General features: G+C 71.8%; 28 protein-coding genes and 1 pseudogene. 28 read left to right on the top strand and 1 reads right to left on the bottom strand.

Annotation, left to right across the window (positions count from 1 at the left end):
* The first annotated feature begins 39 nt into the window (after positions 1-39).
* The 19 genes and pseudogenes from ABFS34_04620 to lipB all read left to right on the top strand — a co-directional run bounded on the left by ABFS34_04620 (position 40) and on the right by lipB (position 18307).
* The gene (locus ABFS34_04620) at positions 40-1908 is read left to right on the top strand and encodes a Plug domain-containing protein (protein ID MEN8374710.1); all 1869 of its coding nucleotides are present in this window, start codon (positions 40-42) and stop codon (positions 1906-1908) included.
* Positions 1909-1930: 22 nt separating this feature from the next.
* The gene (locus tag ABFS34_04615) at positions 1931-2815 is read left to right on the top strand and encodes a YicC/YloC family endoribonuclease (protein MEN8374709.1); all 885 of its coding nucleotides are present in this window, start codon (positions 1931-1933) and stop codon (positions 2813-2815) included.
* Positions 2812-3456, top strand: coding sequence for a guanylate kinase (gene gmk / locus ABFS34_04610; protein MEN8374708.1), 645 nt, complete (start codon positions 2812-2814; stop codon positions 3454-3456). Before ABFS34_04615 ends, gmk begins: the two co-directional genes overlap by 4 nt.
* A complete protein-coding gene (locus ABFS34_04605; GenBank protein ID MEN8374707.1) occupies positions 3457-3675 on the top strand; it encodes a hypothetical protein in 219 nt (72 codons plus the stop codon).
* A 63-nt stretch (positions 3676-3738) separates the two neighbouring features.
* Positions 3739-4953, top strand: a complete 1215-nt coding sequence (gene coaBC, locus ABFS34_04600; GenBank protein MEN8374706.1) for a bifunctional phosphopantothenoylcysteine decarboxylase/phosphopantothenate--cysteine ligase CoaBC — start codon at positions 3739-3741, stop codon at positions 4951-4953.
* Positions 4950-5708 (top strand): uracil-DNA glycosylase, encoded by a 759-nt coding sequence (locus ABFS34_04595; GenBank protein ID MEN8374705.1) that lies wholly within the window; start codon positions 4950-4952, stop codon positions 5706-5708. Before coaBC ends, ABFS34_04595 begins: the two co-directional genes overlap by 4 nt.
* A gap of 10 nt (positions 5709-5718) precedes the next feature.
* Positions 5719-7107, top strand: a complete 1389-nt coding sequence (gene dnaB, locus ABFS34_04590) for a replicative DNA helicase (GenBank protein ID MEN8374704.1) — start codon at positions 5719-5721, stop codon at positions 7105-7107.
* A gap of 8 nt (positions 7108-7115) precedes the next feature.
* Entirely contained in the window at positions 7116-8477 is a 1362-nt protein-coding gene (radA, locus tag ABFS34_04585) for a DNA repair protein RadA (GenBank protein ID MEN8374703.1), read from the top strand.
* The gene (locus ABFS34_04580) at positions 8474-9652 is read left to right on the top strand and encodes a Sua5/YciO/YrdC/YwlC family protein (GenBank protein MEN8374702.1); all 1179 of its coding nucleotides are present in this window, start codon (positions 8474-8476) and stop codon (positions 9650-9652) included. The genes radA and ABFS34_04580 overlap by 4 nt, the downstream gene beginning before the upstream one ends.
* Entirely contained in the window at positions 9649-10446 is a 798-nt protein-coding gene (aroE, locus tag ABFS34_04575) for a shikimate dehydrogenase (GenBank protein ID MEN8374701.1), read from the top strand. Before ABFS34_04580 ends, aroE begins: the two co-directional genes overlap by 4 nt.
* A 21-nt stretch (positions 10447-10467) precedes the next feature.
* A complete protein-coding gene (locus ABFS34_04570) occupies positions 10468-11268 on the top strand; it encodes a ComF family protein (GenBank protein ID MEN8374700.1) in 801 nt (266 codons plus the stop codon).
* Positions 11269-11281: 13 nt separating this feature from the next.
* Positions 11282-12289 (top strand): type I glyceraldehyde-3-phosphate dehydrogenase, encoded by a 1008-nt coding sequence (gene gap / locus ABFS34_04565; protein MEN8374699.1) that lies wholly within the window; start codon positions 11282-11284, stop codon positions 12287-12289.
* 105 nt (positions 12290-12394) lie between these two features.
* Positions 12395-12595: a hypothetical protein gene (locus ABFS34_04560; GenBank protein MEN8374698.1), complete on the top strand. Its 201-nt coding sequence runs from the start codon at positions 12395-12397 to the stop codon at positions 12593-12595.
* A 152-nt stretch (positions 12596-12747) separates the two neighbouring features.
* Positions 12748-13935 (top strand): phosphoglycerate kinase, encoded by a 1188-nt coding sequence (locus tag ABFS34_04555; protein MEN8374697.1) that lies wholly within the window; start codon positions 12748-12750, stop codon positions 13933-13935.
* Entirely contained in the window at positions 13932-14711 is a 780-nt protein-coding gene (gene tpiA / locus ABFS34_04550) for a triose-phosphate isomerase (protein MEN8374696.1), read from the top strand. The genes ABFS34_04555 and tpiA overlap by 4 nt, the downstream gene beginning before the upstream one ends.
* A 66-nt stretch (positions 14712-14777) precedes the next feature.
* Complete coding sequence (secG, locus tag ABFS34_04545; protein MEN8374695.1) at positions 14778-15161, top strand: preprotein translocase subunit SecG; 384 nt, start codon at positions 14778-14780, stop codon at positions 15159-15161.
* A 19-nt stretch (positions 15162-15180) separates the two neighbouring features.
* Positions 15181-16206, top strand: coding sequence for an alpha-ketoacid dehydrogenase subunit beta (locus tag ABFS34_04540; GenBank protein MEN8374694.1), 1026 nt, complete (start codon positions 15181-15183; stop codon positions 16204-16206).
* A gap of 15 nt (positions 16207-16221) precedes the next feature.
* Complete coding sequence (locus ABFS34_04535; GenBank protein MEN8374693.1) at positions 16222-17670, top strand: dihydrolipoamide acetyltransferase family protein; 1449 nt, start codon at positions 16222-16224, stop codon at positions 17668-17670.
* Between the two features lie 19 nt (positions 17671-17689).
* Positions 17690-18307: pseudogene (gene lipB / locus ABFS34_04530) on the top strand (lipoyl(octanoyl) transferase LipB).
* Positions 18308-18330: 23 nt separating this feature from the next.
* Here the strand turns inward: lipB and ABFS34_04525 are convergent.
* Positions 18331-18975, bottom strand: coding sequence for a ribonuclease H (locus tag ABFS34_04525; protein MEN8374692.1), 645 nt, complete (start codon positions 18973-18975; stop codon positions 18331-18333).
* A gap of 188 nt (positions 18976-19163) precedes the next feature.
* Between ABFS34_04525 and carA the strand changes: the two genes are divergently transcribed.
* The 9 genes from carA to ABFS34_04480 form a co-directional block, all read left to right on the top strand.
* Positions 19164-20279: a glutamine-hydrolyzing carbamoyl-phosphate synthase small subunit gene (gene carA, locus ABFS34_04520; GenBank protein MEN8374691.1), complete on the top strand. Its 1116-nt coding sequence runs from the start codon at positions 19164-19166 to the stop codon at positions 20277-20279.
* A 175-nt stretch (positions 20280-20454) separates the two neighbouring features.
* Positions 20455-20763 (top strand): HU family DNA-binding protein, encoded by a 309-nt coding sequence (locus tag ABFS34_04515; GenBank protein MEN8374690.1) that lies wholly within the window; start codon positions 20455-20457, stop codon positions 20761-20763.
* A 125-nt stretch (positions 20764-20888) separates the two neighbouring features.
* Entirely contained in the window at positions 20889-21458 is a 570-nt protein-coding gene (locus tag ABFS34_04510) for a sigma-70 family RNA polymerase sigma factor (protein MEN8374689.1), read from the top strand.
* Entirely contained in the window at positions 21455-21931 is a 477-nt protein-coding gene (locus tag ABFS34_04505; protein ID MEN8374688.1) for a hypothetical protein, read from the top strand. Before ABFS34_04510 ends, ABFS34_04505 begins: the two co-directional genes overlap by 4 nt.
* Positions 21928-22440: a hypothetical protein gene (locus ABFS34_04500; GenBank protein MEN8374687.1), complete on the top strand. Its 513-nt coding sequence runs from the start codon at positions 21928-21930 to the stop codon at positions 22438-22440. The genes ABFS34_04505 and ABFS34_04500 overlap by 4 nt, the downstream gene beginning before the upstream one ends.
* Positions 22437-22829, top strand: a complete 393-nt coding sequence (locus ABFS34_04495; protein ID MEN8374686.1) for a MoaD/ThiS family protein — start codon at positions 22437-22439, stop codon at positions 22827-22829. The genes ABFS34_04500 and ABFS34_04495 overlap by 4 nt, the downstream gene beginning before the upstream one ends.
* Positions 22829-23329: a molybdenum cofactor biosynthesis protein MoaE gene (locus ABFS34_04490; protein MEN8374685.1), complete on the top strand. Its 501-nt coding sequence runs from the start codon at positions 22829-22831 to the stop codon at positions 23327-23329. Before ABFS34_04495 ends, ABFS34_04490 begins: the two co-directional genes overlap by 1 nt.
* A complete protein-coding gene (gene moaA, locus ABFS34_04485; protein ID MEN8374684.1) occupies positions 23326-24399 on the top strand; it encodes a GTP 3',8-cyclase MoaA in 1074 nt (357 codons plus the stop codon). The genes ABFS34_04490 and moaA overlap by 4 nt, the downstream gene beginning before the upstream one ends.
* A gap of 436 nt (positions 24400-24835) precedes the next feature.
* Positions 24836-25885 (top strand): DUF222 domain-containing protein (locus ABFS34_04480; GenBank protein ID MEN8374683.1); only part of this gene is annotated, 1050 nt, incomplete at its 3' end.

Below are 25885 nucleotides of genomic sequence, written 5' to 3'. Positions count from 1 at the left end.
CCGCGCCCCCGGGCTCGGCACCGGTTGGGCCGGGCGCTCGTGCCCGTCTTGATGGCGGTCCTGTACGCGGGCTCGCTGCTCGCCCAGGAGCCGGTCCCGAGCGACACGCTGCCAGCGGACAGCGCGGCGGCCCCGCCCACCGACTCGGTCCTCGACCCGGCTGTCGGGGCGGAGCAGGAGCCGACCGTCGACAGCCTGCCCATCGCGACCATGCCGATCCTGCCGGCGCCGGCCGACACCGGCTGGGTGGAGGCCGAAGTCCGCTGGGATCGTGACGCGCTGCTGTCGGCGGCCGCCATTACGCTGTCGGACCTGTTGGCCGGCGTCGCGGGCCTGCACCTGCTCAGATTCGGCTACCTGGGCGCCCCCGAGGCGTTGACCACGGCCGGCGGCGCCGGCGCCGCCGTCGAGGTCTACTGGGACGGCTTTCGTCTCGACCCGCTGGGCGCCTCGACGGTGGACCTGAGCCGGATCGAGCTCGCGAGCCTGGAGACCGTCCGCGTGGAGCGCGCGCTGGACGCCATCCGCGTCCACCTGACGACCAGGGTGGCCGACGAGGCTCGCCCCTACACGCGCGTGGAGGCGGCGGCGGGCGACCTGGACACCGAGATCTTCACTGGCGTGGCGCTGATCCCCAGGGTGCTATGGGGTCCTCTCGGATTGGGCGTGACGCGCGTGGAAACGGACGGCCGGGGCGGCGTCGAAGGGGCCGTGGCGTTGAACGCGTTCGCGCACTGGGGCGTCACGGGAGAGGACTGGGGTGTGCGCGTGCAGGCGCGCCTGGACGAAGTGCGCCGCGACCCCAATCACCCGCTCGAGGGCGATTCGCGCCGCCTGGACATCGTCGGTCGGGCGTCGGCGGAAGTCGCACCCGGCGTGGTGCTGGAGGTGTTCGGGGGGAAGAGCGAGCTGACGGTCGAGCTGCCCGTGGACACGCTGTCCCCCGACCCGGTTGCCGTGGACTCGTTCGATGTGGGACCGCGCACGCGCGAGCCCGATCCCATCCAGGCGGGCCTGCGAGTGGGCGTCGCGCGAGGGCCTGTCTTTCTGGAGGGCGATGCGCGCTGGAGGGACGAGGGCCCGTTGCCCAAGCTGGAGTTGGGGATGCGGGGAGCGTTGTCCCTCGCCGACCGCGTTCTGCTGGCCGGCGGCGTGGGGCACGACCGCTGGTCCAGCGTGGTCGGCTTCGATCCCGCCACTTCCTGGGACGCTCGGGGCGCCCTGCGGGTCGTGGGCGGTCTGGAGCTGACCGGCGCTGCCTCGGGCGGGGAGCTGGGCGTGCCGCACACGGGGCTGGGCACGGCGGGCGTCTCGCGCACGGCGCTCAAGCGGCGTCGCTACGGCGCGCGGCTCACGCTCGGTCCGCTGCGCGTGGCCGGCGGCCGCGTCCAGGTGGAGGTCGACAGCATCGTCGCGCTCGGCCTGGGCTTCGACCCGCGCGGCGCGCGCTTTTCGGGCGCGGACGCGCAGGGGTGGGAGGCGGAGGGGCGGGTGCGGGCGGGCGGCTTGCCCTTCCGGGTCGAGGGGTGGGTGCAGGACTGGAGCGAGGGCGCGACCGGGCCGTACCTGCCGGCCAGGGCGTGGCGCGCCGGTCTGGTCTACGACCACCTGCCACTCGCCTCCGACAACCTGCACATCTACGCCGGGCTATTCCACTCCCGGCGCGGCGCGGCGCTGTTCCCCGTGCTGAGCCAGCCGACGCTGGATGGGGAGCCGGTGGCGCCGGTCGTCCTGACCGAGCTGGAGGGCGTGTCCACCCTGGACTTCGTGCTCAACGTACGAGTGGTTACGGCGCGCCTGTTCGTCCGCTGGGAGAACACTCTGTTGGAGGACGGACAGGTGTTCCCCGAGCGCCGGCTGCTGCGCCAGAGGGTGATCACCGGCCTGCGCTGGGACTTCTACAACTGAACGCCGCACGCGGGAGGGCGCCTTGATCAGAAGCATGACGGGGTTCGGCGCGGGAGAGGCCGACGTCGAGGGCGGGCGCCTGCGTGTCGAAGTGCGCACGGTAAACCACCGCTTCTTCAGCGCCAACCTGCGGCTCGGACGGGGCCTGGAGGAGCACGAAGGTGGCGTCCGAGACGCGCTCAGAGCCCGCCTGCGGCGCGGCCACGCCAACGTCAGCGTGCGCTTGCTGGCTGACGCCGAACAGCCACGAGGGGCGGTGCGCGTCAACGTGCCGCGCGCGCGAGCCCTCGTTGAAGCCCTGGAGGAGCTCCAGCGCGAGCTGGGCTTGAGCGGCGCCGTGGACGTGGGCCTGCTGGCTCGCCTGGGCGACGTGCTCACGGTGGATCAGGACGCCGGTGCGGGAATCCCCGCGGAGGCGGTGGCCGCCGCAGTGCAGGACGCGGCCAGCGGGGTGATCGCCATGCGCGAGAGCGAGGGCGCGGCGCTGGCGGTGGACCTTCTCGCCCGCGTCGGCGCCATATGCGACGCGGTGGAGGCCGTGGAGGCGCGCGCTCCCCAGCGCCTGGTCGAGGAGCGGGACCGCCTGCGCGGGCGCATCCGCGAGTTGAGCGATGGCGTGGACGTGGACGAGGCGCGGCTGGCGCAGGAGGTTGCCTATCTGGCCGATCGGTGGGACATCGGAGAGGAGACGGTGCGGCTGCGCGCGCACGTCGAGCGGCTGCGCGACACCGTGGAGTCGGCGCCCGACGAACCGGTCGGCAAGCGGCTGGCGTTCCTCGTCCAGGAGATGCACCGCGAGGTCAATACCATCGGCGCCAAGGCGAACGACGCCGACATTTCGCATCGGGTGATCGAGATGAAGAACGAGGTGGAGCGGCTCAGGGAGCAGGTGGAGAACGTCGAGTGAGGGGCGCGCGTCCGTTCCCGCTGGTGGTCGCCGCGCCCAGCGGCGCCGGCAAGACGTCGCTCGCACGGGCATTGCTCGAGGCGCGCTCCGATCTGGTGTTCTCGGTGTCGGTGACCACCCGCGAGCGGCGTCCTCATGAGACCGACGGCGTGGACTACACGTTCGTGGACGATGACGAATTCGACGCGCTCATCGAGGCCGGCGAACTCGTGGAATGGGCGGTCGTGCACGACGCCCGCTACGGCACCACCCGGAGGGCGATACAGAGCGCGCTCGATGACGGGCGGGTGGTGGTTCTGGACATCGACATCCAGGGCGCCAAAGCGATCCGCGAGCGGTTCGAGGAAGCCGTTCTCGTGTTCGTGCTGCCGCCATCCGGAGACGAGTTGGCCCGGCGCCTGGCGGGGCGGGGGAGCGAGGCCGAAGCCGAGCGCCGCCGCCGGCTGCGCAACGCGCGCGACGAACTCCCCTCGGCCCCCGGTTTCGATTATGTTGTCGTCAACGACGATTTTGACGCGGGCGTGGCCGCCCTGGGTGCGATCGTGGACGCGGAGTTGCGACGCGTCCCGCGCCAGGCGGCATTGGAAGAGGCCCTGCGCAGGATCGACACGCAGATCGCGGGCATACTGGAGGAAGACTAGATGCGGGTGTTCACCCCCGGAGACGTCGCTGAGCCCTCGGGCACCAAGTACCTCGGCGTTCTGGTCGCGGCGCGCTACACGCGCGAGCTGAACGCGCTGCCGCGCGAGGCCGTGCTGACACGACACACCAAGAAGCTCACCACCCGGTCGCTCGAGGCGCTGTCCTCCGGCGACATCGAATTCCGCCTCGTCAACCGCCGGCGTCAGCCGGGCGCCTGACCCGGGTCACCCCTTGCCGAGCGGGCGCCTAGCGCGCGAGGCCGGGGCCCGGCCGGCTTCATCGTGATCGACGCGCCTCGCCGCCCCTGGCGGGGCCGACGGGTGCTGCTGGGAGTCACCGGCGGCATCGCCGCCTACAAAACCGTACAGCTCGCGCGCGATCTCACGCGCCTGGGCGCCGAGGTCGACGTCATTCTGACGCGCTCCGCGTCGGCGTTCGTTGGCTCGCTCTCCTTCGAGGGGGTCACGGGCCGGCCGGTCGCCTCCGACCTGCTCGCCCCCGGCGCCGCGCTGGACCACATCCGCCTCGCGCGAGATGCCGACGTCGTGTGCGTGGCGCCGGCGACGGCCGACTTCCTGGCGCGCGCGGCCGTCGGGCGCTCGAACGATCTGCTCGCCGCGATCCTGCTCGCGACCAGGGCGCCGGTCCTCATCTGCCCCGCCATGAACGACCTCATGTGGTCGCACCCCGCGACCCAGACAAACGCCGAGCGGCTGCGGGTGGACCTGGGATACCGCCTGTGCGGCCCCGCAGTAGGCCCGCTCGCGTTCGACGAGGGGGAGGGCCCCGGCCGCATGGAGGACCCGGCGGTGATCCGGGAGGAAATCGGTCGCCTGCTGGAGGTCGAGGGACCGTTTTCGGGCAAGCGGGTGCTGGTCACGGCGGGGCCGACGCGCGAGCCGGTGGACCCGGTCCGCTTCCTGTCGAACCGCTCCTCCGGCCGGATGGGCGTGGCGATGGCCGCGGCCGCGTGGCGGCGCGGCGCGGAGGTGGTCCTCGTCCACGGCCAGCTTTCGGTGCCGCTGCCCGCGCGTGTGAGGGCCGTCGAGGTCCACACCGCCGAGGAAATGCTGGACGCCGTCCGTCGCGAGCTCGGGGGCGCCGACGCGCTGATCATGGCCGCGGCGGTGGCCGACTTCCGGCCCGCGCAGACCTCGGAGCGGAAGGTGAAGAAATCCGAGGGCCCGGGCGCGTTGGAGCTCACGGCGGCGCCGGACATCCTGGCCGAGACGATCGGCGACCGCCCCGAGCGCCTCGCGACGCTCGGTTTCGCGCTCGAGACCGAGGCCGGGGCGGTCGCCGCGCGGGGCAAGCTGGAGCAGAAATCGCTGGACCAGATCGCGCTCAACATGGTGGGAGAGGACAGCGGCTTCGAGTCGGCCACCAATCGCGTCACGTTGATCGACGGGGACGGCGGGGAGGAGGCGCTGCCGCTCCTGCCCAAAGAAGAGGTCGCCGAGGCGATTCTGGATCGATTCGGTCGATTCCTGGCGTGAGCGAGGGGGCGTCCGGGGCGGTTATCGCGGCGCTGCTGCGCCAGTTGAGGGAGCGAGGAGAGAGCTCCCTCTTCCTGCAAGACATCACGGCCCGGGAGGCGCTGGGTCTGGTCCGCAGAGCGCGCCAGGCGACTCCCGCTTCGGCCCCAGCTCCGCGGGCGGTTCCGAGCCCCGCGGCCCCGGCCACCTCCCCGGCCGCTTCCCGGCTCGCCCAACTGGCGGCGGCGGCCGCGACGTGCACGCGCTGTCGGCTCTGCGAAGGAAGGGCCCACGTGGTGTGGGGAGACGGGCCAGCCGGCGCTCCCGTGATGGTCGTGGGGGAGGCGCCGGGCGCGGAGGAGGACCGCACGGGCTTGCCCTTCGTCGGCCCGGCCGGCAAGCTGCTGGACCTGCTCCTCGCGGCCGTCGGTCTGCCCCGGGAGCGGGTGTACATCGGCAACGTGATCAAGTGCCGCCCGCCGGGAAACCGCGATCCGAAGCCGGACGAAGTAGACGCGTGCTCGGGGCACCTGCGCGACCAGATCGACGCGGTGGAGCCCGCGGCGTTGCTGGCCGTCGGACGGTTCGCGGCTCAGCGATTGATGGGCAGCGAGAGTTCCCTGGGGCGACTACGCGGACGCGTCGGGGCGTACGAGGGCGTGCCGGTGATAGCCACCTATCATCCCGCCTTTCTATTGCGGAGCCCCGAGTTCGTGACCACCGCGTGGGAGGACCTGCAGTTGCTTCGACGCACCGTAGACGAAGGCAGCCGATGATGAGGCGCGCGTGAAGGTCATCGAGGATCTGGGGCCGCCGGTAACGCGCGCCGATCGGCGCGCGCCCTACGCCGCGGAAGCCGAGACGAGCGTGCTGGGAGGCATGCTGATCGACGAAGACGCGGTCGCCAAGGCGGTCGAGGTCGTCGACGACTCGATGTTCTACCGCGAGGCCAATCGCCGCATCTTTCGGGCGATGGCCCGCCTGTTCCAGCGCGGCGAGGTCATCGACCCGGTGACGGTCAGCGAAGAGCTCAAGAAGACCGACGAGCTGGACGGCATCGGCGGGCTCCCCTACCTGGCCGAGCTGCTCGACGCCGTGCCCACCGCGGCCAACGTCGACTACCACGCCCGGATCATCCGCCAGCGGGCGATCCAGCGGCGCCTGATCGAAGCCTCGTCGAACATCATCCGGGACGCTTACGAGCCCGGAGTGCGGACGGTGGAAGAGCTCCTGGACGAGGCCGAGCAGAAGATCTTCCAGATCGCACAGTTGCACGACAGGGAAGGCTTCATCTGGATCAAGCAACTGCTCTACGGCGCGTTCGAGCGCATCGAGCGGCTGCAGGAGGCGAAGGGCGGCATCACCGGCGTCTCCACGGGCTATTACGATCTGGACCAGAAGACCGGCGGGTTCCAGAAGGGGGACCTGATCATCGTGGCCGCCCGCCCCAGCATGGGGAAGACCGCGCTGACGATCGGCATGAGCCTGCACGCGGCGATATCGCACCAGGTGCCGGCCGCCATCTTCTCATTGGAGATGAGCCGCGAGCAGCTCGTCCAGCGCATGCTCTGCTCCGAGGGCCTGGTGGACCTGAGCCGGCTGCTGCGCGGCCGGCTGGAGGACGACGACTACGTGCGCCTGGCTCAGGCCGCGGGTCACCTCAACGCCGCCCCCATCTGGATCGACGACTCGGGGTCCCTATCCATGCTGGAGATGCGCGCGAAGGCGCGGCGGCTCAAGGCCGACGTGCCGGACCTCGGCCTCATCATGGTCGACTACATCCAGCTGATGCACGGGCCCAACGCGGAGAGCCGGCAGCAGGAGGTGAGCGCCATCAGCCGCGGCCTCAAGGCGCTTTCCAAGGAGTTGTCCGTGCCGATCGTCGCGCTGTCGCAGTTGTCCCGGGCGCCGGAGCAGCGCGCAGACCACAGGCCGCAGCTGTCGGACCTGCGCGAATCGGGATCCATCGAGCAGGACGCCGACCTGGTGATGTTCCTCTATCGCCCGGAGTACTACCTGGGCGACCTCGAGGCCCGGGAGCAGGAGGTCGTGGGGCGCGCGGAGCTGATCATCGGCAAGCAGCGCAACGGACCGACCGGCACCGTGGAGCTCTTCTTCCGCAAGGAGTTCACGCGCTTCGAGTCGATGGCGCGATCCCCCGTTTCCGCGGCCTGAGCTCCGCCGTGCCGGCCACCCGGACGCTCTTCTTCTGCACCGAATGCGGCAACGAGTCCGCCCGCTGGGCGGGCCAGTGTCCCGCGTGCCAAGCCTGGAATACGCTCGCCCAGGCCCCCGCACCGGCGCGCGGCAAGCGCGGACCCACCCTCAGGGCCGGGGCGGCCGCCCCGGCCAGGCTGGGCGAGGGGCCATCGGCGCCGCGGTCGCGCCGGCGCACCGGCATCGCCGAGCTGGACCTCGTGCTCGGCGGCGGACTCGTGGCCGGGTCGGTGGTGCTGCTGGGCGGCGAACCCGGGGTCGGGAAGAGCACGCTGCTGCTCCAGGCCGCCGCCGCGCTGACCAGCGACAGCGGGCCGGTCCTTTACGTGTCCGGCGAGGAGTCGGCCGAGCAGGTGGCGCTCCGGGCGGAGCGGCTCGGGCCCGGCACGCGCGACGTACTATTCCTGGCCGAGACAGACGCGGACGCGGTCGTCGCCGCCGCGCTTTCTGAGTCGCCCTCGATCATCCTCATCGACTCGATCCAGACCATGCGGGTCGATGACGTCGATGGTACTGCTGGAAATGTGGGACAGGTAAGGGAATGCGCCGCGCGATTACAGCGATACGCGAAGTCGACCGGGGCCGCGGTGGTGCTCGTCGGGCACGTGACCAAGGACGGCGCCGTGGCCGGACCGAGGACGCTCGAGCACATGGTGGACGTGGTGCTCTACTTCGAGGGGACGCGCGGCGCCGAGCACCGCATCCTGCGGGCGGCCAAGAACCGGTTCGGCAGCGCGCAGGAGGTGGGCCTGTTCACGATGACGGGGGCGGGCCTCGTGGCCGTGGAGGATCCCTCCGAGGTCCTGCTGTCGAACCGGAGCAGATCGGCGCCGGGCGCGGCGGTGACGGTGACGATGGAGGGCACGAGGCCGCTCCTGGTCGAGGTGCAGGCGCTGTGCGCCGAGTCCACCTTCGGGTCGCCGCAGCGCGTCAGCACGGGCGTGGACGCGCGGCGGCTGGCGATGCTCCTCGCGGTGCTGGAAAAGGGCACGGGCGTGACCTTCGGCCGACAGGACGTGTTTCTCAACGTCACCGGTGGCGTGCGCCTTGGCGAGACGGCCGCGGATCTGGCGGTGTGCACCGCCATCCTGTCCAGCGCGCGCGGACGCCCGGTCGCGCACGATACGGTGGTCCTGGGGGAGGTGGGGTTGACCGGCGAGCTGCGGCCCGTGCCCGGTCTGGCGAGGCGGCTGGCCGAGGCCGCCCGGCTGGGTTTCGAGCGCGCCCTCATCCCGGACGCGGCGGAGGATCCGGGGCCGTCGGCCGACCGCCTCCGCGTCACCCGGTTGCCGGACATCGGCGCGATCGCGGAGGTGGCGTTCGCGTGAGCGTCGGCGGCGATCCCCGACCCCGCGCGGTCGTCCCCTACGGGACCGAAGCGGAAAGGCGCGTGGCGGCCGCCACGGTGCGCGCACACCTGGTCGGCGGAGGGCTGCTGGCGTACCCGACGGAAACCGTCTACGGCCTGGGCGGGCTCCTGTCCGACGAAGGCCTGACGTCGCTCGCGGCGCTGAAGGCCCGGCCCCGGGACAAGCCCTTCCTGCTCCTGCTGAGGGATCGATCCGAGGCGGGGGCGCTGTCGTGGACGCCGGCCGCGGAGCTGCTGGCCGACTCCTTCTGGCCCGGCCCTCTGACGCTCATTCTGGACGACCCGGAGGGGGCGTTTCCCGCGGGCGCCCGTGCGGACGACGGCGGCGTGGCCATCCGCGTTTCCCCCCATCCGGCGGTGCGGGATCTGCTCGAGGTCGCCGGCGGTCCGCTGACCTCCACCAGCGCCAACCGGCCCGGCGAGCGCCCGGCCCGCAGCGTGGAGGATCTCTCCTGGCTGGCCGAGTCACGCGCCGGCGAGCTGCTCGTGCTGGACGCGGGGCGCCTGCCCGAGGCGCACCCGTCGACCATCGTCGACTGCCGCGGCCGCCCGCGCCTGATCCGCCCCGGGGCCATCGAAGAGGGCCGGATCAGGTCGGCGCTGGCCGACATCGACGGCGACTACGACGCGCGCGCCGGCTCGGGCCGGGACGAGGAGCGCGCAGGGACCACGTTCAATCTGCTGTTCGTGTGCACCGGCAACACCTGTAGAAGCCCCATGGCCGAGGGCGTTACGCGCGCCCTGCTGGCGGAGCGAGGCTGGGGTCCGGTGGCGGTGACGTCGGCGGGCGTGGCGGCGGCGGTCGGCGCGCCGGCGTCTGCGGGCGCGCTGCGCGTCGCCGCAGGGCAGGGGATCGACCTGGCGGACCACCGCGCGCGGCAGCTATCGCGCGAGCGCGTCCACTGGGCCGACCTGATCCTGGCGATGGGGCCTGCGCACGTCGAAGCCGTCCATCACCTGGGCGGTGGCGACCGGGTGGATCTGCTCACCTCTTTCGCATCCGAGGGTGCCGAAGAGCGGGCGATCCAGGACCCCTTCGGGGGCTCGGACGCCGCCTACGAGGAGACCTACCTGACGTTGCGTCGGGCGATCGAGAACGCGCTGGAACGCCTGGCTCCGATCCTGGCGCCGTGACGCGCGTTTTCGCGCTCCTGGGCGACCCCGTCGGCCACTCGCTGTCGCCTGCTCTGCACTCCGCCGCCCTGTCGGCGGCCGGGCTCGACGGCTCCTACGTGGCGCTGCGCTGCGGCGCGGACATGGTCGCCGAGCTGATGCGCGGGCTGGCCGACGCGGGTGGCGGGGGCAACGTCACCGTGCCGCACAAGGAGGTCGCCTTCTCGGCGCTGGACGCCGCCTCCGCCGAGGCGCGCGCCACCTGTGCCTGCAACACCTTCTGGCAGGAGGAAGGCGCGCTGCACGGGGACAACACGGACGTGCAGGGCTTCGCCGCGGCGAAGCGCCAGCTCCTGGAGGGTGAAGGCCGCGTGAAGCGGGCGCTGGTGCTCGGCGCGGGGGGCGCGGCGCGCGCGGCGGTGGCGGTCCTGCTGGCGGAGGGCGCCGAGGCGATCGTCGCCGGCCGCACGCGCGAGCGCGCCCTGCGACTCGTGGGCGAGCTCGGCGCCGGAGCCCGCGTCGGCGACCCGTACGCCGACGGCCCCTTCGACCTGGTCGTCAACGCCACCCCGCTGGGACTGCACGCCGCCGACCCGGCGCCCGTGGAGCTGGAGCGGGTGGGCAGGGTGAGCGCGGTCATGGACCTGACCTACGCGGAGACCCCGAGCCGACTGCTCCAGGACGCGGCGCGCCTCGGGCTCAGCGCCTCCGACGGCCGTGAGATGCTGGTTCGGCAGGCGGCCGCGGCGTTCAGCATCTGGTGGGGCCTGGAGGCGCCGCTGGAGGAGATGCGGGCCGCGCTGCGGCGCGGCTGAGGGGAGGCGCCCCCCAGCGCCATGGCGGCGCCGGCCCGGGTGCGTGAGCGTGGCCGCATGGGGTTGCTCGCGGCGGTTGCGGATCTGGTGCTGTCGCCCGTATGCCTGGGCTGCGACCGGTCGGTGCTGCCGGGCCCGGAGCGACCCCTGGTGTGCGGCCGGTGCCGGGTGCGCCTGCGGCCGCCCCCCGCCCCCCGCTGCGGTCGCTGCTCGGCGCCCCTGCAACTGACCGGCCGCGCGGTCGAGCCCACCTGCCCGGACTGCCGCGAGTGGGACGCGGCGCTCGAGTGGGCGGAGTCCGCGTGCCTGCTACGGGCGCCCGCCGACCAGCTCGTGTACCGCCTCAAGTACGGCGGCTGGCGGCTCCTGGCCGAACCGCTGGCCGAATTGATGGCGAGGAGCCTGGCGCGCTCCTGGCGCTGGGCCGCCTCGCACGGCGGCGCGGTGCCGCTCCTGGTGCCGGTGCCTACCACCCGCGCCAGGCTGCGATCGCGCGGGTACAACCAGGCGGAGTTGCTGGCGCTGGGGCTGTCGTCTCGCACCGGAATTCGCTCGCTCGATGCGCTCGCCAGGGCGCACGCCACGGGGTCGCAAATCGCCTTGCAGCCCTCGGCGCGCCGGGCTAACGTGGCCGGCGCCTTCCGGACGCTGGCTCGAGCGGGCCGGATCCGGGGGCGCAGTGTCCTGCTGGTGGACGACGTTTTGACCACGGGCGCGACGGCCGGCGAGTGCGCGCGCATGCTGAATGAAGCGGGCGCCCGCGCGGTCGGGCTCGTGAGCTTCGCCCGCGCGCTCGACGCGCGGCGTTCAGACACCGATTGAGGAGATTCGACATATGGCGACGCGCGTCGCGATCAACGGCTTCGGCCGGATCGGCCGCAATATCCTGCGAGCCGCCAAGAAGAGGGGCATCGACCTCGACTTCATCGCGGTCAACGACCTCACCGACCCGGCCACGCTCGGCCATCTGCTCCGACACGACTCGGTGCACGGCCGTTACCCCGGGGAGGTGGAGGTCACTGACGACGGCCTGGTGGTCGACGGAGACACGCTGCGGGTCCTCAGCGTCCGCGATCCGGCCGAGTTGCCCTGGAAGGAGCTGGGCGTGGACGTGGTGCTCGAGGCGACGGGGATCTTCCGGGACCGCGCCTCGGCGTCCAAGCACCTCGAGGCCGGGGCCCGCAAGGTGCTCATCACCGCGCCGGCCAAGGGCGAGGACATCACCGTCGTGCTGGGCGTCAACGACGACCAGTATGACCCGGCGAATCACCATATCGTGAGCAACGCCAGCTGCACCACCAACTGCCTGGCGCCGCTGGTCAAGGTCCTGCGGGAGAGCTTCGGTATCGAGAACGCGCTCATGAACACCGTGCACGCCTACACCAACGACCAGCGCATCCTGGATCTTCCGCACTCCGATCTGCGGCGTGCGCGCGCGGCGGCGCTCTCCATCATCCCCACCACCACCGGGGCCGCCAAGGCCACCGCGCTCGTCATTCCGGAGGCCAAGGGCATCATCGACGGGATGGCCATGCGCGTGCCTACCCCCGACGTGAGCATCGTGGATCTGACCGCGGTGCTGGAACGCGAGGCCGACCGCGAGCGGGTCAACGACGCGTTCCGGGAGGCCTCCGCGGGGCCACTGAAGGGCATCCTGGAGGTGTCCGACGAGCCCCTGGTCAGCGCGGACTACATCGGCCACCCGGCCAGCTCCATCGTGGACGCGCTGTCCACCTTCGCCATCGGCAGGCTCGCCAAGGTGGTGTCCTGGTACGACAACGAGTGGGGCTACTCCAACCGCTGCGCCGAGCTCGCGACCGTCATCGGGGACCGGCTGGACTAACGTTTCGGGCGCGGAAATCGTCTCTATTATGGACGATCACGCGTTACAGCATCGTTGACTGGGCCAAGAAGCCGGGTGTAGCGTTCGGTAGCCATGAGGATGCGCATGACGGACGTGGAAGATCTGCTGATCGGGACCTACCGTTGCCCCGTGTGCGGCCACAGAGACGTGACCGAACTCGAGATGGCGCAGCGCCGGGCCGTGATCAGTTGCAGCTATTGCGACACCCCGCTGGAGGTGTCTTCGCGCGGCTCGGACTCCGTCCGGTTCGCGGTGCAGGTGGCGGGGCAGCCGAGCGCCCGCTGACGGACCGCGCCCGCGGCATCGGCGGGCACCGTGAACGGCCACGGGGCGACACACCCCCGTGGCCGTTTCGCGTTCGGGGCCCAGCCTTGATCGCGCGGGGCGCGCCCCGGTAGGTTCGGCGGCCGACGCCTCGACCCTCACCGACCGCGCGCATGCCCGTACCGACGATAGACGACCTGAGCGATTCGCTGGAGGGCAAGCGCGTCTTCCTGCGCGCGGATCTCAACGTGCCGCTCCAGGACGGGCGCGTCACCGACGCCACCCGCATCGAGGAGACGATCCCCACCCTGCGGCGACTGCTGGAGCGCGGCGCGGCGGTGGTCGTGGCGTCGCACCTGGGGCGCCCCGGCGGCGTCAGCGATCCCGCGCTGTCGCTGCGGCCGGTGGCCGACGCGCTGGCGCGCGCGCTCGGCGCCCCGGTGCGTTTCGCGGAGACCGACGAGGAGGCGCGCGCGCCGCTCGCCGCGGGCGAAGTGGTGGTGCGCGAGAACCTGCGCTTCGATCCCCGCGAGGAGGCCGATGACCCCGCGTTCGGGGAGGCGCTGGTGGAGGGGGCGGACGTGTACGTCAACGACGCCTTCGGGGCCGCGCACAGGTCCCACGCTTCCGTCCACGCCGCCGCCCTCGCGGCGCGCCGTTCGGGTCGGCCCGTGGTGGCCGGGGACCTGATGGCGCGCGAGCTGCGCTACCTGGCAGCGGCCCTCGACGACCCCGACCGGCCATTCCTGGCGATCCTCGGCGGGGCCAAGATCAGCGGCAAGATCGAGGTGATCGAGCACCTGCTGGAGCGGGCGGACGGCCTGCTGATCGGGGGCGCGATGGCCAACACCTTCTTTCGCGCGCTGGGACTCGAGACGGGGCGGTCTCTGGTGGAGGAGGACCGCGTCGACACGGCGGCCAAGCTCCTGCGCGCCGCCGGCCCCCGGCTGACCCTGCCGGTGGACTGCGTGGTGCTGCGCGAGGGGGCGGACGAGCCCGCGCGGTTGAGCCGCGACCAGGTACCGGCGGACGGCAGCATTCTGGACATAGGATCGCGCTCGGTGGGCATCTTCGCGCGCGCCGTCGCGGCTTCGCGGACGGTGATCTGGAACGGCCCCATGGGGCGGTTCGAGCGGCCCCCGTACGACGCGGGCACGAACGGACTGGCGCGCGCCGCCGCGGAGGCCGTCGAGCGTGGCTCGACCGTAATCGTGGGCGGGGGCGACACCGCGGCCGCGCTGGCCGCGGCGGGTCTGGATGATCGCATGACGCACGTGTCCACCGGCGGAGGGGCTTCGTTGGAGTTTCTGGAGGGGAAGCCGCTGCCCGGGGTAGCGGCTCTGGAGACGGAGGTAGCATGAGCGCCGTACGGCCGCCGGTGATCGCCGGTAACTGGAAGATGCACCACGCGCCCCAGGCGGCGCGCGCCTTCGGCTCGCGTCTCGCCGACGCGCTGGGCGAGCCCGGCCCCACGGTGGCGCTGTTCCCGCCGGCGCTGTCCCTGGCGGCGCTCGCCGAAGGCCTCGGCGCGGGCACGCCCGTGCGGCTCGGGGTCCAGCACATTCACTGGAAGGACAGCGGGGCGTTCACCGGCGAGGTGTCCGCGCCCATGGCCGCGGCGGCCGGCGCCACGCTCGCGCTGGTGGGGCACAGCGAGCGACGCCACCTGTTCGGCGAGACCGACGAGGAAACCGCGCGCAAGGTCGGAGCGGCGTTCGAGGCGGGGCTCACGCCCGTGCTGTGCGTTGGCGAAACCGAGGCCCAACGCGACGCGGGTGAGGTGGAGGCGGTGCTGGCCAGGCAGCTCGACGCGGTGACCGCCCGGCTGGACGACGGGCGCCTGGCCGCGCTGGTCCTGGCGTACGAGCCGGTATGGGCCATCGGCACCGGTCGCACGGCCACGCCCGGGGACGCCAGCGCGGCGCACGAGGTGCTGCGCGCGCGCCTGACTGCGAGGCTCGGCGCCGCGGCCGCCGGGGTGCCGGTCCTGTACGGCGGTTCCGTCAAGCCGGCGAACGCGGCCGAGTTGCTGCGTGCCCCCGAGGTGGGCGGCGTCCTGGTCGGCGGAGCGAGCCTGCAGGTGGAGAGTTTCGCGGCGATCGTGGCGGCGGCGCCTGCGTCGGCCGATGGCGCTTGACACGAGGCAGAAAACCCCGATTTTTCAAGGCTTGACCGGGGTCAGATATACCAGGGAGACGAACGCGTGTTCGGATTGACTTTCGCGGTGCTGCTGACGATCGGCGTCCTGCTCATGGTCGTCGTGCTTCTGCAGGCAGGGAAGGGCGGCGGGCTCGCCGCGATGGGGGGCGCCAACGCCTCGACGGACTCGGTTCTCGGGGGTCGCCAGGCCGCTACCCTGCTGACCAAGCTGTCGTGGTGGTTCGGCGGGAGCTTTCTCGTCCTGGCGCTCGTGCTGAGCATCATGTCGTCGCGCGGGACCGCGCCGACGTCGGTCCTCCAGGACGAGTTCCAGAACGGCGCGGCGGCGCCCACCCCGGTGCTGCCCGGCGCCGTGGCTCCAGCCGAGGACGGCGCCGCTCCCACGGAGCCGCCCGCGCAGGATGGAGACGACCCCGGAGGACCTTGACGCTCCGGATCTCCCCGGCATGACCCAGACCCGCCCCGAGCACGTCTCGCAGTCTCTGCGCGGGGAGCCGGTCACCATGCTGGAGGCCATCCGCGAGGCTCTCTGGGACGAGATGGAGCACGACGAGCGGGTGTTCCTCCTGGGCGAGGACATCGGCTTCTACGGCGGCGCCTTCAAGGTCACCGAAGGTTTCCTGGACCGCTTCGGCGGGCAGCGCGTCGTGGACACGCCCATCAGCGAGGCCGGGTTCACCGGCGCCGCGGCGGGCGCGGCGCACATGGGCCTGCGTCCGGTGGTGGAGATGCAGTTCATGGACTTCGTCTCGTGCGCCTACCAGCCGCTCACCAACTACATCGCCACGTCTCGGTACCGCGGCAGCGGGCCCATGCCCGTGGTCGTGCGCGGCCCGGTAGGGGGCGGCGTGCGGGGCGGTCCGTTCCACTCGCAGAACCCCGAAATGGCGTTCTTTCACACGCCCGGGCTCAAGATCGTCTACCCGTGCACCGCCCGAGACGCCAAGGGGCTCCTCAAGGCCGCCATTCGCGACGACGATCCGGTCCTCTTCTTCGAGCACAAGAAGCTCTATCGGGCCCCCGCGCTGCGCGAGACGCTGCCCGCCGAAGACTACGTGGTGCCGCTCGGGGAAGCGCTCGTGCGCCGCCCCGGCGCCGACGTCACGGTCGTGACCTACGGCATGATGGTGCACGAGAGCATGAGCGCGGCCGAAAGATTGGCCGTCGAAGACGGCATCGACGTGGAGGTCCTGGACCTGCGTACGCTTCTTCCGCTGGACGAGGACGCTATCTTGGATAGCGTGAAGCGGACCAACAGACTACTGGTGGTGCACGAGGACACCCGCACGGGGGGCATCGCCGGTGAGATCTCCATGCGCGTGAACGAAAAGGCGTTCGAGTGGCTGGATGCGCCCATCCTGCGCGTGACCTCGATCGATTCGCCGGTGCCGTACTCGCCTCCGCTGGAGGACTACTTTCTGCCGCAGGTCGATGACATCGTGACGGCCTGCAGATACCTGGCTCACTACTAGCGCCCGAAGAGTACCATGTCTCGAATCGAAGTCCCGATGCCTCAGATGGGCGAATCGATCGCCGAAGGCACCGTATCCAAGTGGCTGAAGACGGTGGGAGACGCGGTTGAGCGCGACGAGCCGATCCTGGAGATATCCACCGACAAGGTGGACGCGGAGATCCCGGCTCCGGCCGCCGGCACCCTGGTCGAGATAAGCGTCCAGGAGGGCGAGACCGTAGAAGTGGGGACCGTCGTGGCGTTCATCGACACCGAGGCCGGAGGCAACGGCGGGGCGCCGGTGGTGGCGCAGGAGGCACCGGAGCCGGCCGCCGAAGAGGAGGCGCCCGAAGAGGTCGCAAAAGAGGCGGCGCCGGCTCCGGCTGCAGCGGCCGAGGAGAGCGCTCCCGCCGAGCCCGCCTCGGCACCCGCCGCACCTTCCGCCCCGGCGCCGGCCGCGCCCGCCACTCAGGCCGCCGAGCCCGCCGGGCCCGAGACCGCCGATGAGCGCCTGAGGCGCCGCTCGACCCCGCTGGTGCGGCGCATCGCCGCCGAGCACGGAGTGGACATCGGCGCGGTGCCGGGGACCGGACGCGCGGGACGCGTGACCAAGCAGGACATCCTCGCCTTCGTGGAGGGAGGCCCCCCGGCCGCGCCGACGCCCGCCGCGCCCGTGCCGGCGGCGCCGGTGGTCGCCGCGCCGGCCGCGGGTGGCGCGCTGGACGAGGCCGCGCTGTGGCAGACCTTCTACGGCAAGGTCCAGCACCCCGAGTACCCGGTGCGCGACGCGGACCGCGTCGAGCCCATGAGCCGCATGCGCAAGCTCACCGCCGACCACATGGTCCGCGCCAAGCGCATCGCGCCGCACGTGCACTCGTTCATCGAGGTCGACTTCACGGCCATCGACCGGGCCCGCCGGGCGGGCAAGGCGCGCTGGGCCGAGAAGGGCGTCAAGGTCAGCTTCACCGCGTTCGTCGCCCAGGCGGTGGCCCGCGTGCTGCCCGAGTTCCCGACGGTGAATGGCGTGGTGTCCGGTGACAACCTGGTCTATCGGGGCAACGTCAATCTGGGCATCGCGGTGGACCTGAACCCCGGCCTGATCGTGCCGGTGATCCGCAACGCCGACGAGTTGACGCTGGTGGGGGTCGCGCGCGCCATCAGCGACCTCGCCGCGAGGGCGCGCGATCGCAAGCTCATGCCGGACGAGATCCAGGGTGCGACCTTCAGCATCACCAACCCCGGGGTGCTCGGCACCTACGTGGGCATGCCCGTGATTCCCGAGGGTACCGCGGCAATCCTGGGGACCGGCGCCATCGAGAAACGGCCGGTGGTGGTGGAAGTGGACGGGCAGGACGCGATCGTCATTAGCAAGCGCTCGATGTTCTCGCTCGGCTACGACCACCGCATCGTGGACGGCGCCGACGCCGCGCGCTTCCTGGCGCGGCTGAAGGAGGTCATGGAGAGCGTCCCGGAGGACGCGGCCTAGGCGCGCACACGAACGGGCGATGCGCGTCGAAACCTCGCTGACCGTAAGGCGCCTGGGCCGCGTCTCCTACGCGGAGGCGGAGCGGATCCAGGCGGCGCTGGTGCGCCGGCGCCGCGCCGGCGACATCGGCGACCAGCTGCTGCTGCTCGAGCATCCCCACGTGATCACGCTCGGCACCGCCTCGGACGAGGAGCACGTCCTGCTCGACGAGGCCGACCGCCGGCTGCTCGGCATCGAGCTCTTCGAGTCCGGCCGCGGCGGCGACGTCACCTACCACGGTCCCGGCCAGATCGTCGGCTACCCCATCCTCGCGCTGGCGGAAGAGCGCCGCGACCTGCACCGCTACGTGCGCGACCTGGAGCGCGTGCTGATCGACGCGCTGGCGACGTTCGGCATCGACGGGAAACGGGAAGAGGGCCTGACCGGGGTGTGGACGGACGCGGGCAAGGTGGCCGCCATCGGCGTGCGCGTCTCGAGCGGCTGGATCACCTCGCACGGCTTCGCGCTCAACGTCGCGACCGACCTGTCCTACTTCGCGTCGATCGTTCCCTGCGGCATACACGGCCGCACGGTCATCTCGATGCGGTCGATTCTGGGCGAAGAAATCTCGATCGTACGCGCCCAGGACGCCGTGGTCGCGGCGTTCGCGGCGGAGTACGGCTACGCGTCGGTGGTGGAGGAAGGCCCGCCGCCGCCGGAGTGGCTGTCCACCCCGCTGTCGCCCGCGAGCTCCAGCTCCGGCCAGGTGCCGTCGGGTCCCGCGAACTCGTCGAAGTCCAGGTAGCGGCCCGAGTCGCGTTCGGCCAGCAGCCAGTCGTCGAAACCGGAGGGGATCAGCCCCGCGCTCCCGGTGGCGCCCCGAGCCGCCTCGATCGCCAGGTAGTTGGCGAATTCGTTGCGCGGATGGCCGGAGTGGCCCCGCACCCAGTGCCAGCGCACGTCGTGTCGATCGGCCTCCTCGACCAGGTCCTGCCACAGCTCGAGGTTTTCGATGGGCCCCGCCTTGCGCCTCCAGCCGCGGCTGATCCAGCCGGCGACCCACTCCGACATGCCCCTGACCAGGTACTGCGAATCCGACGTGAAGCGCACCCGGCAGCGGCGGCTGAGGGCGCCGAGGGGCTCGATGGCGCTGCGCAGCGCCATGCGGTTGTTGGTGGTGGCCGGTTCGCTCAGCCAGAAGTCGCGGCGGGCCCAGGCGCCGTCCCGCCATATCTCGACCAGGCCGCCGGCGCCGCCCGGCGACGGCTTGTCGCGCCGGTTGCCCAGGCAGGACTCGTCCGCGTGGATGAAGATCAGGTCGCTCACGCGCGCGAACCTGACCCGAGGGCGGTGCCGGAGGCAAGCCGGTTGACAGGAGCGCCCCGGAGCCTTCGGTTGCGCCACGGCGCGGCGTGATGGCCGGCGCCAGGGTCGGCCTGGAGCGGATCCGAGCCTAGCGTTAGTGTCATGTGGTAGTCGATAGCCCGTGGGTTAACACGCATAATGACAATGAATTGACTAGAAACGCATACTTGCTCCTGGAGGACGGGAGGGCTTTCCCGGGAGAGCCCTTCGGGGCGCTCGGGCCGGCGCACGGCGAGGCCGTGTTCAACACCGTCATGTGCGGATACCAGGAGGTCCTCACGGATCCGTCCTACGCCCGCCAGATAGTCGTGATGACCGCCCCTCAGGTAGGCAACTACGGGGTCAACGGCGCCGATCCGCAGTCCAGCAAGGTGCAGGTGGCAGGCTTCGTGGTCCGCGACCTGTCGCGCGCCCCGGCCAGTTGGCGCTCCGAGGGTACGCTCGAGGACTACCTGACGGAGGCAGGCGTGGCGGGCCTGACCGGCGTGGACACGCGCGCGCTGACCCGACACATCCGCTCCGCCGGGGCCATGCGCGCGGCGATCGCGGCCCCCGGCACCGACAAGGACGCGCTGCTGGCCGAGATCCGCGCCCAGCCAGGCATGGAGGGGCGCGACCTGTCCGGCGAGGTGACCACCGCGGAGCCGTACGTCACGCCGGCGGCGGGGCGGCGGCGCTTCCGAGTGGCCTCGCTGGACTTCGGCGTGAAGAGCCGCTCGCTGGACATGCTTGCCGAGCGCGGCTGCGAGTGCCACACGCTGCCCGCGAGCGCGGGCCTGGAGGACGTGGAGGCGCTGGATCCGGACGGCGTCTTCGTGTCGAACGGCCCGGGAGACCCGGCCGCCATCCCGGACGCGGATGCCGTGCTGCGCGCGGTGGCAGAAAGAGGCGTGCCCATCTTCGGCATCTGCCTGGGCTGCCAACTGATCGCGCGCTCCTGGGGGGCGGACACCTACAAGCTCCTGTACGGCCACCGCGGCGGGAATCACCCCGTGCGGAGGGTGGAGGACGGGGCGGTGGAGATCACCAGCCAGAACCACGGCTTCGCGGTGCACGCGGACGGCGAGGAGGGGGTGAGCGGGGCGCCAGATCTGGTGGTCACGCACTGCAACCTCAACGACGGAACCGTGGAGGGCGTTGCACACCGCTCCCTGCCGGTTTTCGCGGTCCAGTATCACCCCGAGGCGGCTCCCGGGCCGCACGACGCGAGCTACCTCTTCGACCGCTTCGTGGCGGCCATGGAAGAGCGTCTGAATCGGGGTTGACGCTTACACCATATGGACTTATGGTGGTCGCGCCTCGCCCGCGGAGCGGGTTCCGAAGGCGATTTTCCAGCACGCCGAATGCTGCTCTCCGTTCCGTTCGCGAGACCGTGGACGACTCGACGAGCCTCGGTCCGCACGTGAGAAACGCACCGCCGCAATGGGTCTGGGAGGAGACATGACGAAAGCGGACCTCGTGGAGCAGGTCGCAGACGCGATCGGCCCCGGGATTACCAAGAAGGACTGCGCCCTGGTCGTGGACGGGCTGCTGAACGCGATCAAGGAGGCCTTGGCGGAGCACCGCCATATCGAGATCCGCGGTTTCGGGACGTTCAAGGTCCGGGAGCGCAAGTCTCGCATGGCGCGCAACCCGCGCACTGGCGACCGCGTTCACGTGCCGTCCCGGGCCGTCCCCGTGTTCAAGCCCTCCAAGGAGATGCGGGGGCAAGTGGCCGGGGAGCCGCTCACGGCCGAGCCCCTTTTCTGACCCACCATGCCGGGGCGCGCTGACCCACGGCGCGCCCCGGTTCGGCCTCACCCGTGTCCGCTCCGCCACCCGTCGGCCCCAACAGAGGGCCTAACACTCCGGACGCCTCGCGCGTCCAACTTTCGGTGAACGATCCGGCAGCCCTCCAGGTCGGCCCGCTCGCGCAGGGGCCGGACGACGCGTCGCTGGTACGGCGTGCGCGGCTGGGCGACGAGCGCGCGCTGGAGACGCTGGTCCTCCGGCACCAGGACGTGGCCTTCGACGCGGCGTTTCGGGTGGTCGGCGACGAGGACACCGCCGCCGACGTCGCCCAGGATGCTTTCTTGAAGGCGTTCAAGGGCCTGGATCGATTCCGCGAGGAGGCGAGCTTTCGGACGTGGCTCATCCGCATCGTGATCAACACCGCGAGATCGGCGTTGCGCACGCGCGGGCGACGCCGGGAGCGCTCGCTGGAGAGCGTGGATGAACCCGTCAGCCAGGAGGATCCGGCGCGGATCGCGCTGATCCGAACGGAAGCGGACCGGGTGGGGGAGAGGTTGGCAGAGTTGCCGGAGAAGCAGCGCTTGGCGATAACGCTGAGGGTATTCGAGGGAATGAGCTACCGTGAGATCGCCGAAGCGTGCGGATCCACGGAAGGCGCGATGCGAGTAAATTACCATATGGGGATCAAGCGGCTCAGGGAGTGGCTCACATGAGCGGACAGATCTGCGAGACGGTGCGCGATCGCCTGGTGGAGTTCCAGGGCGGCGCGCTGGAGGCGCTCGCGGCGGCCGAAACCGGCGCTCACCTGGAGCGCTGCGCGGAGTGCGCCGCGGAGTTGACGCTGCTGCGCGACCTGGCGGCCAAACGCCGGCAGGCGCCGGCGGGGTTTTCGGACGCGGTGCTCGCCGCGGTGCGCGCGGGAGGCGTTGCGGGCGCCGGTCGGGGGGCGCGCTTCAGGGCTTTGCCCATGGCTGCTGCGGCGGCAGGCGTGTTCCTGGTCGGGACCGTTCTCGTGCGCGCGGGCTTCGGCCCGGCCGCGGACGAGCCGGGCGAGCAGGCCGCCACCGAGGCGGTGCTGGCGGTCGCTCCCTGGCCCGGCGAGGACGGCCTCCTGGCGGGGGCTCCCGTCCTGGACGCATTGTCGAACGCTGAGCTCGAGGCTCTGTTGAAGGAGTTGGAATCGTGATGACACGGCTGAAGGGGATAGCGGTGCTCACGCTCGCGCTGGCCGCGCTCGCGCCCGCCGCGGGCGTGGACGCCCAGGTGCGCACCGATCGGAGGCCCGGGCGGGCCGCGCTCGAGCAGCGCTTCCACAGGCAGTTCATGGAACGCTCCCGTCGCCAGCTCGACCTGCAGGAGGGCCAGAGCCAGCGACTGGAGGACGTGCTGCGGAGGGGCCGCGAGAACCGCCGGGAGTTGCAGCGGCAGCTCATGCAGGAGCGCCACCGGTTCATCCGGGCGATCGAGGACGCCAACACCAGCGACGACGAATTCCGCCGCCGGCTCGGCGCCATGGAAGACCTGAGGCGGCGCGAGTACGAACTTTGGCGCTCGGAGCAGGACGCCCTGGCGGGGTTCATGACGCCCAGGCAGAGGGCTTCCTTCATGCAGCTACAGATGCACATGAACGACGCCGTGAGGAACGCGAGGCGTCGCGACCAGGACAAGGACGACTCGGACCGGCCGCCGCGGTGAGGAGCGTCCCGGCCACCGTCGATGCGGTTACGCACGTCGCGGCCGCTGCCGCTGTGGAGGCGCCGGTCCCGGCCGACGCCGTGGGGGCGCCGGTCCCGGCCAGTGGGGACGCCGGCGACGGCCACGTGCCGGTCGCCCCCAACGCGCGCGTCCGCGTGCTGCTCTTTGCTTCCTACCGCGACCTGGCGGGGACCGGAGAGCTGGAGGTGCGCGTGCGAGTGGGCGACGACGTGGCAGCCGCGCTGGCCGAGGCACGGGCGCGTGCGCCGGGACTCGAGCGGCTCCCGCAGACGCTCGCCGTGGCGGTGAATGGCGTTTACGCGGACTTCGCCACTGCGCTGGCGGACGGCGACGAAATCGCGCTGCTGCCACCCGTGGCTGGAGGGTGATGAGGGACGACTCTGGGTGCATAACGGCTCAGATCACGGACGAGCCGATCGACACCGCGCGCGTGCTGCGCGAGGTGAGTGACGCCGCGCACGGCGCGGCGCTTCTGTTTCTGGGCGTGGTCCGCGACCATAACGAGGGCCGCGCCGTATTGGGCATCCGCTACGAGGCGTACCGCGACATGGCCGAGGCCGAACTCCTCCGAATCGCCCGAGAGGCCGCGGGCGACCGACCCGCCCGGGTGTCACTGACGCACCGCGTCGGCGACCTGAAGGTGGACGACGTCAGCCTGGCGGTGGCGGTGTCGACGCCGCACCGCGCCGACTCCTACGAGCTGTCCCGGACCATCCTCGAAGAGATCAAGCGACGCGTGCCGGTGTGGAAGTTCGAGCGCTACGCCGACGGAGCGGAGGAGTGGCTGAGCGGAGTAACGCCCGGAGGCGGGTCGCCGGGTGACTCGCCGTCGGCGAGCGCAGCGTCGCCGGGAGCCACGCCCACGTGAGCGACCTTCTCGACCGCCCGAACGACCTTCTCGATAGCGCGACCTTGCTCCGCCGCGGGCACGAGGCCTCCGACCCGGGCCCGGCGGGGATGACCGACGTGCACGGCCGCCGCATCCGCTACCTGCGCGTGTCCGTCACGGACAAGTGCAACCTGCGCTGCGTGTACTGCATGCCCGTCGAGGGGCTGCCGTGGCTGCGCCGCGACGAGCTGCTCACGTACGAAGAGATCGCGCGCGTCGTAGGCGAGATGGCCGAGTTGGGACTCGAGCGCGTGCGCGTGACCGGGGGTGAACCTCTGGTCCGGCGCGATCTGCCGGAATTGATCGCACAGATCGCCGCGGTGCCCGGGATCGAGGACGTGTCCCTGTCGACCAACGCGGTGCTGCTCACTCAGCACGCCGAGGCGCTGAAGGACGCGGGCCTCGATCGCGTGAACGTGTCGCTCGACTCGCTGCGGGCCGACCGCGTGGACGCCATCGCCCGCCGGCCGGGGTCCTTCGAGCGCATCATGGCGGGATTGGACGCCGCCGAGCGGGCGGAGTTTACGCCTATCAAGCTCAACGTGGTGGTCATGCGCGGGCGCAACGACGACGAGCTCGAAGACTTCGCGCGCGTCACCGTCGAACGTCCCTGGCACGTCCGCTTCATCGAGCTGATGCCGGTCGCCGGCAACCTGGACCTGTCCGTCGACGAGTTCGTGGGCGCCCCCGAGATGCTGGACCGGCTGCGTCGGATCGACGACCTGGAGCCCGCGGAGGGGCCCGCCGGCAACGGACCCGCGACCTACTTTCGCCTGCCCGGCGCGCGCGGCACGGTGGGCGTGATCACGCCCATGAGCCACAACTTCTGCGAGCGCTGCAACCGCATGCGCCTGACCGCCGACGGCCAGCTCCGGCCCTGCCTGTTCGGGCACATCCAGACCGACCTGCGGACGCCCCTGCGCGCGGGCCAGTCGATCGTCCCGCACGTTCTCGAGACCCTGGCCATCAAGCCACTCCAACACGACCTCGTGGCCGGATCCGCGGCGGGCTCGGGCGGACTCGTGGCGCTGTCGCAGGTGGGCGGGTAGGGGGCAATTCTGCGCGGGTCGATCGAGCCCGCGTCGCTGACTGAGTACGTTTCCGCGGGAACGCCGCTGGGGTTGCGGTGTCGCGGGGCTCTTGGACGGACGCGGGCGTTTCCGCGGAAACGTGTGGGCGACGATTTTCCTCTTCTGCCCGCCCCCCGGGACCTGCCCATGGTGATTTGCGCCGAAGTCGTCCCAATCAGCCATTGACAGATTTGAGGCGCTGAAGACGCCCCGGTCTCGGCCTGGCTCCGCTCGCGGTGCTGTACTCGCCTCGCCCGGGGCGTGCCGCTCGCCGCGCGCGCACGCAACCTCCGACGCCCCCCGACCCCCCCCCGCGCCGGCTCACGGGCGCCTGAGAGCCTCGCCAGGTGGCCCCGTATATTGGTACAGGCGGTTGCGGTGCTGCGACTTACGACGATCCGGGGGGGTGAGGCCGATGTACGCTGCGATGAGGGCGCAGGCGCGGGGGATGTGGGTGTTGCGGGAGCGGGCGGCGCCGGTCGAGGCGGCGTCAGAGTCAGTCGACCCCGAAGACGAGCTGTACCTGCTGGGCGAGCGCTGCGCTGCGACCTACATGCAGGCCGAGGTACTGAAGTACGAGGCTATGCTGCTGTTGGCGGAGTTCGACGAGCGCGGGGGCTGGCGTAACACCGGCTTCGGCTCGAGCGCCGAGTGGCTGGCCTGGCGCGTGGGCATCAAGCGCGGCCCGGCCAGGGAGCGGGTGCGCACGGCCAGAGCGCTGCGAGAGCTGCCGCTGACGTCGGCGGCGATGCGCGAGGGCGAGCTGTCGTTCACTAAGGTGCGCGCGCTGACGAGGGTGGCGGGGCCAGCGAGCGAGGCGGCGCTGCTCGAGCTCGCGCGCTCGTGCTCGGCGGCGAAGCTCGAGCGCCTCGCGCGCGGCTGGACGGAGCTGTGCGCCGGTGAGGAGGCGAAGGCCGAGGAACGGCGCCACAGGAGCCGCACGTTCAGCGTGTTTCCCGACGAGGACGGCATGTACGTCGTCAGGGGCAGGCTCGACCCGGAGGTGGGCGCGGCGCTGATGAGGGCAATCGAGGCCGCGAGCGACGCTCTGTACGGCGCAGAGCGAGAGGGCGCCGACGCGCCGGGAGCCGAGCCAGACCAGACGAAGCCCGAGCAGCGTCGCGCGGACGCGGTCGGGCTGGTGGCCGAGCGCGCGCTCGCGGCCGGCTTCACGGACGGCCCGCTCAGCGGCTCACGCGCCGAGCGTTACCAGGTCATGCTGCACGTGGAGGAGGCGACGTTAGCTGGGGCGGAAGACAGATCCGGGCACCGTGTCCCCTCCGCGCATGGCGCCGCCCACGTTTCCGCGGAAACGTCTGGGGAGCAAGTGGCGAGGGCGGGCGGCCCGCCGCGCTCGGAGCTTGGGGACGGCGTGCGCGTTTCCGCGGAAACGTCCAGGCGAATCGCGTGCGACGCTGCGGTGGTGCGGATCACGCGCGGCCGTGACGGCGGGGTGCTGGGCGCG

It is taken from the genome of Gemmatimonadota bacterium (assembly GCA_039715185.1).
In the GTDB taxonomy this organism is placed as follows: domain Bacteria; phylum Gemmatimonadota; class Gemmatimonadetes; order Longimicrobiales; family RSA9; genus DATHRK01.
This window is presented reverse-complemented; position numbering and strand designations above follow the sequence as displayed.